Source organism: Nitrospinaceae bacterium, from assembly GCA_018669005.1.
Lineage (GTDB): Bacteria > UBA8248 > UBA8248 > UBA8248 > UBA8248 > UBA8248.
In genome coordinates, this window is sequence record JABJAL010000078.1 from 55,261 (window position 1) to 61,948 (window position 6,688).

The following is a 6,688-nucleotide window of genomic DNA, read 5'->3' on the forward strand; positions in this document are numbered from 1 at the left end:
GGAGGCAAAACATTGGCAGATTCCAACTCCCTTCTCGCAGGTGTGCGCGAAGAAGTCTCTCGCCGCACGAGGCGTACGCGTGAGACGGCAACGCTTCGGCGGATGGTCAGAGAGACCCATTTCACCGTTGATAATTTGATTTATCCTATGTTCGTGGTCGAAGGCAATGGTGTGAAGCTAGAGATATCCTCAATGCCTGGCCAGTACCAGTTTTCAGTGGATGAATTGGTGAAAGAGTGTGCTGAGGTGGTGGCGCTGAAAATTCCGGGCGTCATACTTTTCGGAATTCCTGACAAAAAGGACGATGTCGCCTCCGAGGCCTACCATAGTAATGGAGTCGTTCAGGAAGCCGTGCGAGCCCTTAAGTCGGCATATCCCGAATTGTGTGTAATCACAGACGTCTGCCTGTGTGAGTACATGGACCATGGTCATTGCGGAATTGTTGAGGGCGACAAAATTCTCAATGATCCAAGCCTTGAGCTTCTTGAGCGGACGGCGGTGAGCCATGCAGAGGCCGGAGCCGACATGATTGCTCCCTCGGACATGATGGACGGGCGCATCGGTGCGATTAGAGGCGCTCTCGATCAGGCAGGGTTCCAGCAGATACCTATCATGGCGTATTCGGCCAAATTCGCGAGCTGTTTTTATGGACCCTTTCGATTGGCGGCAGAGAGTGCTCCGTCTTTTGGCGACCGAAGTTCTTATCAAATGGACCCGGCAAACGCTAGAGAGGCTATGCGCGAAGTGGATTTTGACCTCGAGGAGGGCGCAGATATTGTAATGGTGAAGCCGGCACTCACCTATCTTGACTTGATTGCTCGGACGAGGGACCGTGTGAACGTGCCGGTTGCCGCCTACAATACCTCGGGCGAGTTCGCTATGGTGGTGGGCGCCTCCCAGCAGGGTTGGATTGACGCAGAAAGGGCCTTTATGGAAGTTCTAACCTCGATCCGTCGGGCGGGGGCCGATCTGATTCTTACCTATTTCGCGAAAGATGCGGCTCGGCGGCTTGCCGGAGATGCGAAAACACCGCTTAGTTGGATGTAAACGGGGCTAGCGATAGGTCGTACCTCTTTTTATTTTGAAGCTATTTGACCTTAATTATAGATTCACGGGGTGAAAGGAGCGTTTTCTATGCCTGATCAGGAGATAGTTATTCTCGGCGGGGCGCGTACTCCGTTTGGAACTTTTCTTGGAACACTTAAGGACCTGACGGCTACCGAGTTGGGAACAATTGCCGCTAAGGCAGCGATGGAGCGCTCGGGAGTTGAGCCCGGGATGATCGATCACACAATTGTGGGAAACGTGATTCAATCTGCCTCGGATGGGGTCTATATCGGTCGCCATGTGGCGCTTGCGGCGGGTGTTCCTCAGGATAAGCCGGGCTATTGTGTCAATCGAATGTGTGCCTCGGGCTTTCAGGCAGTCTTGAGTGGAGCCAAGGAGATTTTGACTGGAGACGCTGATTTTGTCCTCGCCGTAGGGGCCGAGAATATGAGCCTCACGCCTCACATTATTAGGAACTCTCGAACCGGCATCGGGTTGTTTCAAAACACGATGGAAGATGCTCTCCAGAATGCTTTGAGTGACAAGCAAGCCAATATTGCCATGGGTATCACGGCCGAGAATCTGGCGGAAAAATACGATTTACACAGAGAGGTGGTGGATGAATTCGCCGCGTTAAGCCAAGCGCGGGCCACCGAGGCCTGGGATAGCGGTCGCCTCGCTGAGGAATGTGTGCCCGTTGAGGTCAAGCAGCGAAAAAAGGTCATCAGCTTTGAGCGCGACGAGCATATTCGGTCCGATTCCACGGCAGAGAAACTCTCTGGTTTGCGCCCAGTTTTTAAGGAGGGAGGCGTTGTCACAGCTGGCAACTCTAGCGGCATCAACGATGGCGCTGCTGCGATGGTTGTCTCCTCGAGGGAGGCTGCCGATAAACATGGGCTCAAGCCCATCGGGCGCCTCGTCTCATGGGGGGTATCGGGTTGTGACCCCAAAATCATGGGTATCGGTCCTGCCGAGAGCAGTCGAATTGCACTTAAAAAGGCAGGGCTCGAGCTTGATGATATGGATTTGATTGAAATTAACGAGGCCTTCTCGGCGCAGTATCTGGCCGTCGAAAAAGAACTTGGCCTCGACAGAGAGAAGACCAACGTCAATGGCGGGGCCATAGCCCTGGGCCATCCGGTGGGAGCAAGTGGTGCGCGCCTCACGCTGACGACGCTGCTCGAACTCAAGCGCAGGGGGGGCAAGTATGGTCTCGCCGGTGCATGTATTGGAGGCGGCATGGGCCTTTCGCTCATCGTCGAGGCCCTCTAGAGTGCAACATGTCGCACGTAACGTTGAGTCTATTTATATCAATATGTTGTGTGGTAAACCTCAAGTGTGATGACATGCCTGGAGGGCGTGATTTTAAAAGCTATCGATGTTTTTAGATGATAAGAGATAACTCATTGAAATTTAACGATGAATAACTTGAGATTGGTAGTTGAATCCTTAGTGATTCATTCTTTTCGAATTAGGATAAAAGGGATAATCAATTTAAGCTGGGTCATGTAAGTTTTTGAAAAATAAAGGAAAAATGTTGTCATATAATAATATTTTGCTCGATATCTCGGAGAGAGTCGCAACCCTTACCTTCAATCGCCCCAAGGTGCTCAATGCCCTCGATGAGGCCACCATGGACGAGCTTTCGGATGCCATTCGAAGCGTGAGGGATAATCCGGCAGCCAAGGTGCTCATACTCACGGGGGCAGGCGATAAGGCATTCGTCGCGGGAGCCGACATCAACATGCTCGCGCGCCAAACGCCCATGAGCGCGGCCGCTCTTTCTCGCTCGGGTCAGGCGGTCTTGAACGATCTTGAATCGATGGGAAAGCCATCGATTGCGGCGGTCAACGGTTTTGCCCTCGGCGGTGGTTGTGAGGTGGCCCTGGCCTGCTCGATTCGCTACGCCTCAGAGGCCGCTCGTTTTGGCCAGCCCGAAATCAACTTAGGGATAATCCCCGGCTACGGCGGCACCCAGCGTCTTGCCCGGCTGGTCGGGCTGGGGCGCTCGCTCGAAATCAACCTCTCGGGCGACATGCTCCCTGCCGCAGAGGCCCTTCGCTTGGGGCTGGTCAACAAAGTTGTGCCCCCCGAAAAACTCATGGAAGAGGCCCGAAGCTTGGCTCTCAAGTTGGCCCAGAAAAGCGCCCCAGCGATGGAACTCATCCTCCGCGCTGCGAATCGGGGGCTCAGTGGCTCGCTCGCCGCCGGTCTTGAGCTAGAAGCCGATCTTTTTGGCATTTCGATGACCTCCAAGGATAGCCGCGAGGGGCTGGGTGCTTTCTTAGAGAAGCGCGAAGCAAATTTTCAGGATAGTTAAGAGAGGCCACTAATGGCGCAAAAGACGCGAAATTCAAGAAAACCTCGCTCCTCATCTAAACAGCGCGCCCTCGATGACGCTCTGACCGTTGTCCGGGGCCACCGAAACGGTAGTGCCGCCAAAGCGAAAAAATCCAAGAAACAACTTGAAATTAAGCGTATCGAAAAATGGCTCAAAGAAAACCTGCCGCCTCAGGGCTCCCCTGAATGGGAGGCCCTCTGCACCCAGTGCGGCGTATGCTGCTACGACAAGGTTTGGCGGGGCTCGCGCTTGATGCTTTTAAAGAGCGCCTGCTCTTTTCTCGATACCGAGACGAATCTTTGCAAATGCTATGAAGACCGCTTCGAGAACGAGCCGCTCTGCATGCCCGTTGGCGCAGAAATTATTCAAATGGGGGGCCTTCCGGGCGATTGCCCCTATGTCGAGAACCTGCCCGGCTACAGGCCGCCCCTCGTCGTGGACAAAACCATCGACGAATTTTAATCTCTCTTTTCTAAGTCCGCTCCGGCGACTTCGCCCAACTGGTAGCCATGCCGAAGACACCCTCAACCGAATCTAGCCTTGAGGCCATCCTATCGGGCGACCTGCTTGCCGCGACCCGGCTTATCCGCCGGATCGAGGACGGCGATCCCTCTGCCCGTCCCCTTATGAAGGCTCTTTATCGCAGGGGCGGCTCGGCCCGGATCATTGCGCTCACCGGCGCACCGGGCGTGGGAAAAAGCTCGCTGACCGATCAGTTGATTGCCGCTTTTAGAGCCGAGGGTAAACGTGTGGGTGTTCTGGCCGTCGATCCGACAAGTCCCTTCACCGGTGGTGCAATTTTGGGCGACCGTATTCGCATGGGACGCCATTTCACCGACAAGGGCGTATTCATCCGAAGTATGGCCACTCGTGGACATCTGGGCGGCCTTGCCAAGGCGAGCGGCGAGGCGGTACAGGTCCTCGACGCCATGGGGTGGGAGGTCATCCTTTTAGAGACAGTCGGTGTCGGGCAAGCCGAGGTCGAGGTGGTCCACCTTGCCGATACGGTTATTCTTGTAATGGAACCCGGCGGGGGAGACGATGTTCAGGCGGCAAAGGCTGGCATCATGGAGATCGCCCACATATTTTCCGTCAACAAGGCCCGGCGTGAGGGGGCGGACAGGACGGTTCGTCTGATCGAGGAGATGTTGAATCATCGCCACGAAGCGGGCACCGATGGCGGTGCTGAAGGAAGCGCTTGGTGGCCTCCAATAGTCAGGACCGAGGCGCTCGAGGGGGAGGGGATTCCCGAATTGGTGGCGGCAATTTCCAGCTGGCACGCGTTTTTGGAGGCACACCCCGGAGCCTCGAAAACCCTTGGCTTGGCCAGGGCCCGCCAGCTTTTAACCGACGAGCTCAAATCGCTCGCCGCCGAGCGCCACCTTGGCGCCCGAGAGGGCGAGCCCGAATTCGAGAAATTATTGAGCGACATTGCTGGTAGACGCGAAGATCCCTACACGGCAGCCGAGCGGTTTCTGGATTTGGTTTGATGGCGGTTTTCGGAGGCAATAAGCGGATGAAAGACGCAGGTGGACTTCGGGTGGTGATGGTTACGGCGGGCTCTGAGAAAGAGGCGGCAAAAGTAGCGCGCGCACTCGTCGATGAGCGGCTGGCCGCTTGCGTCAACATCGTGCCCGGTGTGCGGAGCATCTACCGCTGGCAGGAGACTATTGAGGATGAGCGTGAGGTGTTGATGGTGATTAAAACGGGAGCGGCCTCCCTCGATGCTCTAGAGGCCAGAGTTCGCGAGTTGCACAGCTATGATGTTCCCGAAATTATTGCGATGCCGTTTGATAAGGGAAGTGGACCCTACCTTGAGTGGCTGGCCGAGAGTCTGGGTAAGTGAGGGCTGATTGTAGGCCTACAGAATTGGCAGGTAGGTGGTGAGCTCGAAGTCCGAGACATGAGAGCGGTAGCGCTCCCACTCCATTTTTTTGTTCGAGATGAATTTTTTATGTAGTTCCTCGCCGAAGACCTCACTTAGTAGTTCGCTGTTCTCTGCCGCCTTGATGGCCTCGTTGAGGTCTGCCGGTAGGGTGCCGATGCCTCGTGCCGCGCGATCGGCGGCGTTCATTTCCAAGACATTTTCATCGACGGGAGGAATCGGGGGGTAGTTCTCCTCGATGCCCTTGAGTCCGGCGGCAAGCATGCAGGCGAAGGCGAGATAGGGATTGCAGGCGGGATCCGGCGAGCGAAGCTCAACCCGGGTGTCCGACTGGCCGCCCGATCGGGTCGTGGGGATGCGGATGAGGTCGCTTCTGTTCTTATGTGCCCAGGAGACGTAAAGAGGCGCTTCTAGGCCCGGCACGAGGCGCTTATAGCTATTGGCCCACTGGTTGAGGACGATGGTCATCTCTGGGGTGTGGCGCAAGAGCCCGGCGATGAAGCTCAGGCAGGTTTCCGAGAGGCCATCGGATTTTGACTTGTCATAGAAGGCGTTGTCCTCTCCTCGGAACAGAGACATGTGAGTATGCATTCCGTTGCCGTTGCTGTCCCCGAGCGGCCGGGGCATGAAGGTGGCGTAGACGCCGTTGCGCATGGCCACCTCCTTGACCACGAGTCGGTGGGTCATGGCGTTATCGGCCATTGTGAGGGCGTCGCCGTAGCGCAGATCGATCTCGTGCTGGCTGGGGCCAACCTCATGGTGGCTGAATTCGACACCAATGCCCATCTCCTCAAGGTTGAGCACCGTGTCGCGCCGCAGATCGCTTGCCACATCGAGAGGGGTGAGGTCGAAGTAGCCACCCGTGTCAAGAGTCTTGGGCGGAAGCTCTGCCGATTCGAAGTAGTAGTGCTCGAACTCGGCACCGACGTAGAAGGTGTAGCCCTTCTTTGCTGCAGCCTCGAGCGCGTGCCTCAAGACGTAGCGCGGGTCGCATTCATAAGCGGCGCCATCCGCTTTGCGAATATTGCAGAACATGCGGGCAACGGCCCCCCCTTGTTTGGGGCGCCAGGGAAGAACGCAAAATGTTGTCGGGTCGGGGTGGGCGAACATATCGCTCTCCTCGATCCGGGTGAAACCCTCAATGGATGAGCCATCGAAGATATGCCCCTCATAGAGGGAGGTCTCAAGCTCCTCAATGGTAATAGCAAAGCTTTTGAGGAAGCCGAGAATGTCGGTGAACCACATGCGGATGAAGCGCACCCCCAGCTCTCGCGCTTGGTTGAGAACGTATTCCCTGTCTCTGTCCTCGTATGTCCCGCTCACGGAGACCTCTCCTTTATGCCTCGGCATTTCATGTTCGATTCACTAGAGGCCATATACCAGAATATCGGGGGGGCTTCCAGTGAAGACCCCCC

Annotated in this window: 7 protein-coding genes; 6 read left to right on the forward strand and 1 reads right to left on the reverse strand. The window is 56.0% G+C overall.

Annotated features, from left to right (window positions below; all coding sequences use genetic code 11):
* The first annotated feature begins 12 nt into the window (after window positions 1–12).
* The 6 genes from hemB to HOJ95_12455 all read left to right on the forward strand — a co-directional run bounded on the left by hemB (window position 13) and on the right by HOJ95_12455 (window position 5,234).
* Window positions 13–1,047 (forward strand): porphobilinogen synthase, encoded by a 1,035-nt coding sequence (gene hemB, locus HOJ95_12430; GenBank protein ID MBT6395507.1) that lies wholly within the window; start codon window positions 13–15, stop codon window positions 1,045–1,047.
* A gap of 87 nt (window positions 1,048–1,134) precedes the next feature.
* Window positions 1,135–2,319: an acetyl-CoA C-acetyltransferase gene (locus HOJ95_12435; GenBank protein ID MBT6395508.1), complete on the forward strand. Its 1,185-nt coding sequence runs from the start codon at window positions 1,135–1,137 to the stop codon at window positions 2,317–2,319.
* Window positions 2,320–2,584: 265 nt separating this feature from the next.
* On the forward strand, window positions 2,585–3,367 hold the full coding sequence (locus tag HOJ95_12440; protein MBT6395509.1) for a hypothetical protein: 783 nt from the start codon (window positions 2,585–2,587) through the stop codon (window positions 3,365–3,367).
* A 12-nt stretch (window positions 3,368–3,379) separates the two neighbouring features.
* Entirely contained in the window at window positions 3,380–3,850 is a 471-nt protein-coding gene (locus HOJ95_12445; protein ID MBT6395510.1) for a hypothetical protein, read from the forward strand.
* Window positions 3,851–3,897: 47 nt separating this feature from the next.
* Window positions 3,898–4,878 (forward strand): methylmalonyl Co-A mutase-associated GTPase MeaB, encoded by a 981-nt coding sequence (gene meaB, locus HOJ95_12450; GenBank protein MBT6395511.1) that lies wholly within the window; start codon window positions 3,898–3,900, stop codon window positions 4,876–4,878.
* Between the two features lie 26 nt (window positions 4,879–4,904).
* Window positions 4,905–5,234: a divalent-cation tolerance protein CutA gene (locus tag HOJ95_12455; protein MBT6395512.1), complete on the forward strand. Its 330-nt coding sequence runs from the start codon at window positions 4,905–4,907 to the stop codon at window positions 5,232–5,234.
* 15 nt (window positions 5,235–5,249) lie between these two features.
* Here HOJ95_12455 and HOJ95_12460 read toward each other — a convergent pair whose 3' ends face one another.
* Entirely contained in the window at window positions 5,250–6,623 is a 1,374-nt protein-coding gene (locus HOJ95_12460; GenBank protein MBT6395513.1) for a glutamine synthetase, read from the reverse strand.
* Between the last annotated feature and the right edge of the window lie 65 nt (window positions 6,624–6,688).

Bases quoted from the DNA above. Each gene is read 5' to 3' on its own strand.
- HOJ95_12435 (MBT6395508.1), top strand. From the start codon at position 1,135: ATGCCTGATCAGGAGATAGTTATTCTCGGCGGGGCGCGTACTCCGTTT.
- HOJ95_12455 (MBT6395512.1), top strand. From the start codon at position 4,905: ATGAAAGACGCAGGTGGACTTCGGGTGGTGATGGTTACGGCGGGCTCT.
- HOJ95_12460 (MBT6395513.1), bottom strand. From the start codon at position 6,623: ATGCCGAGGCATAAAGGAGAGGTCTCCGTGAGCGGGACATACGAGGAC.
- meaB (MBT6395511.1), top strand. From the start codon at position 3,898: ATGCCGAAGACACCCTCAACCGAATCTAGCCTTGAGGCCATCCTATCG.
- HOJ95_12445 (MBT6395510.1), top strand. From the start codon at position 3,380: ATGGCGCAAAAGACGCGAAATTCAAGAAAACCTCGCTCCTCATCTAAA.